Raw genomic sequence first — 2,084 nt, forward strand, 5'->3', positions numbered from 1 at the left:
CGCGCGTGCGCGGGTGATGACACCGCGCATTTGTCATCATGAATCGGAGACCATCCACTGCCGTCGTCCCAGCGAAGGCCGGGACCCATAACCACCAATGCTGCTTGTTGCGCGACGTCGGAACGACGAGTCCCGCTCACAACTCCGGCTGCGGAGTATGGGTCCCTGCTTTCGCAGGGACGACAGTGGTGGATGTGGCCGCGTCACCGCGCCATTCGGACTTCACCGGCCCAGCGAACGGAGAGCGCCCTTGCTAGATCGGCTTGCCCGTATACGGCATCGATGCGGTGAGGCCGCCGTCGACCGGGATGGCCTGGCCGTTGACGTAGGACGCTTCATCGCTCGCCAGGAACAATCCCATCGCGGCGAGCTCGTGCGGCTGGCCGGCGCGCTTGAGCGGATTGAGCTGGCCGATCTTGTCCTGGGTGCCGCGTTCCTTGGCACGATCGAACACCGGCTTGGTCATGCCGGTTTCGATCAGGCCCGGGCACACCGCATTGATGCGCACGCCGGTGCCGGAGAGCGAGTAGGCGGTGGTCTGCACCAGGCTGATGACGCCGGCCTTGCTCGCACCATAGGGATGTCCGCTGGCACCCGACTTCAGGCCCGCGACGGAAGCAGTGCAGACGATCGAGCCAAAGCCTTGCCTGGTCATGTGCGGGATCGAATGCTTGATCGCGAGGAACGGGCCGATCAAATTGACGCGCAGCACTTCCTGCCAGTGTTCGACGGTCTGGTCGGCGAGCGGGACGAGGCCGCCGCTGACACCGGCATTGGCCCAGATCGCATCGAGCTTGCCGTACTTCGAAACCGCCTTCTCGATGAAGGCCTTCACGTCGCTCTCCGAGCCGGCATCGGCGGTGACGGCCTCGACGGTGCCGCCGGCGTCGCGCACCAGCTTGGCGGTCTCGTTCACGCCCTCGGTGCGATCGACCGCGATCAGCTTGGCGCCTTCTCTGGTGAACAGCAGCGAGGCGGCGCGGCCGATGCCGCTGCCAGCGCCGGTGATGATGACGGATTTGCCTTCGAGGCGACCCATGAGTTTCTCCCTGTTCACGTGATCCGTGGCGCCTCTGCCGCGCGACGGAATTCAAACAAAATTTCAAACGTCCGAAGCACTTGAGACGATGTGCGGCGTGACGTACAGCGAGACGGGACACTATTGAAGGGCTCATCCGATGTCCAATCCAGACAAGCCTGACGTGAAGGTGACGCGGTGGTGGTGGGTTCGCCACGCGCCGGTGCGCAGCGACGGCGGCAACATTTACGGACAGGAGGATATCGACTGCGACACCGGCGATGTCGAAGTGTTCGAGGCGGTCGCCAAAATGCTGCCGCGCGATGCGGTCTGGTATTCGAGCAATTTGAAGCGCACGCACAAGACCGCGGACGCGATCTGGGCTGCCGGGTTTCCAAAGCCGGAAAGCATGACGCAGGAACGCGACTTCGCCGAGCAGCATCTCGGCCAGTGGCAGGGTATGAACCGCGCCGCGTTTCTCGCCAGTCGTCCGCCGGGTACGGCCTGGTTCGCCGACGTCAACGATCCCGCGCCCGGCGGCGAGAGCTACATGGATCTCTACACCCGCGTCTGCCGCACCATTGTGCGGATCACCGCCGCGGAAGCGGGCAGGAATATCATCGCCGTCGGCCATGGCGGCGTCATCAAGGCCGCGGTCGGGCTGGCGCTCGGCGGCCAGCCGGACAGGGGGCTGTCGTTCGATATCGATAATGTCTCGGTGACGCGACTTGATCACATCGCGAGCGCAGGCCTGTCGACCTGGCGCTTGCCGATGGTGAACCAGCAGCCGTGGATTGCCGATCCGCGCCACGCCGCGATGCATCAGCCATCCGGGCCTGAAGTCAGGCCGGCGAGCAAGCTTGCGTGATTGCTGCTATCGCAACCCCACGACGCTGCTTAAGCTCACCGCAGAATTCAAACACCGTAACATCAGGGAGAGAAACATGACCTTGTTCGACATGAAGGGAAAAGTCGCCGTCATCACCGGCTCGACGCGCGGCATCGGACGCGCGATCGCCGAGCGCATGGCCGAGCACGGCGCCAAGGTCGTGATCTCCTCGCGCAA

The 2,084-nt window shown here is 64.2% G+C and carries 3 protein-coding genes; 2 read left to right on the plus strand and 1 reads right to left on the minus strand.

The genetic code is table 11. The annotated features are described in order from the left end of the window. Positions 1–253: 253 nt before the first annotated feature. The gene (locus AKL29_RS15825; protein ID WP_050384827.1) at positions 254–1,039 is read right to left on the minus strand and encodes an SDR family NAD(P)-dependent oxidoreductase; all 786 of its coding nucleotides are present in this window, start codon (positions 1,037–1,039) and stop codon (positions 254–256) included. 139 nt (positions 1,040–1,178) lie between these two features. On the opposite strand from AKL29_RS15825, the gene AKL29_RS15830 reads away from it, so the two are divergent. Both AKL29_RS15830 and AKL29_RS44905 read left to right on the plus strand, forming a co-directional pair. Next, on the plus strand, positions 1,179–1,886 hold the full coding sequence (locus AKL29_RS15830) for a histidine phosphatase family protein (RefSeq protein ID WP_028335440.1): 708 nt from the start codon (positions 1,179–1,181) through the stop codon (positions 1,884–1,886). A gap of 25 nt (positions 1,887–1,911) precedes the next feature. Beyond that, positions 1,912–2,084 (plus strand): SDR family NAD(P)-dependent oxidoreductase (locus tag AKL29_RS44905; RefSeq protein WP_244482073.1); only part of this gene is annotated, 173 nt, incomplete at its 3' end.

The sequence above is a fragment of the Bradyrhizobium pachyrhizi genome (genome assembly GCF_001189245.1).
Classification (GTDB): Bacteria; Pseudomonadota; Alphaproteobacteria; order Rhizobiales; family Xanthobacteraceae; genus Bradyrhizobium; species Bradyrhizobium pachyrhizi.

Excerpts from the sequence above, each read along its gene's own strand:
- AKL29_RS15825 (WP_050384827.1), bottom strand. The coding sequence starts at position 1,039 with ATGGGTCGCCTCGAAGGCAAATCCGTCATCATCACCGGCGCTGGCAGC.
- AKL29_RS15830 (WP_028335440.1), top strand. The coding sequence starts at position 1,179 with ATGTCCAATCCAGACAAGCCTGACGTGAAGGTGACGCGGTGGTGGTGG.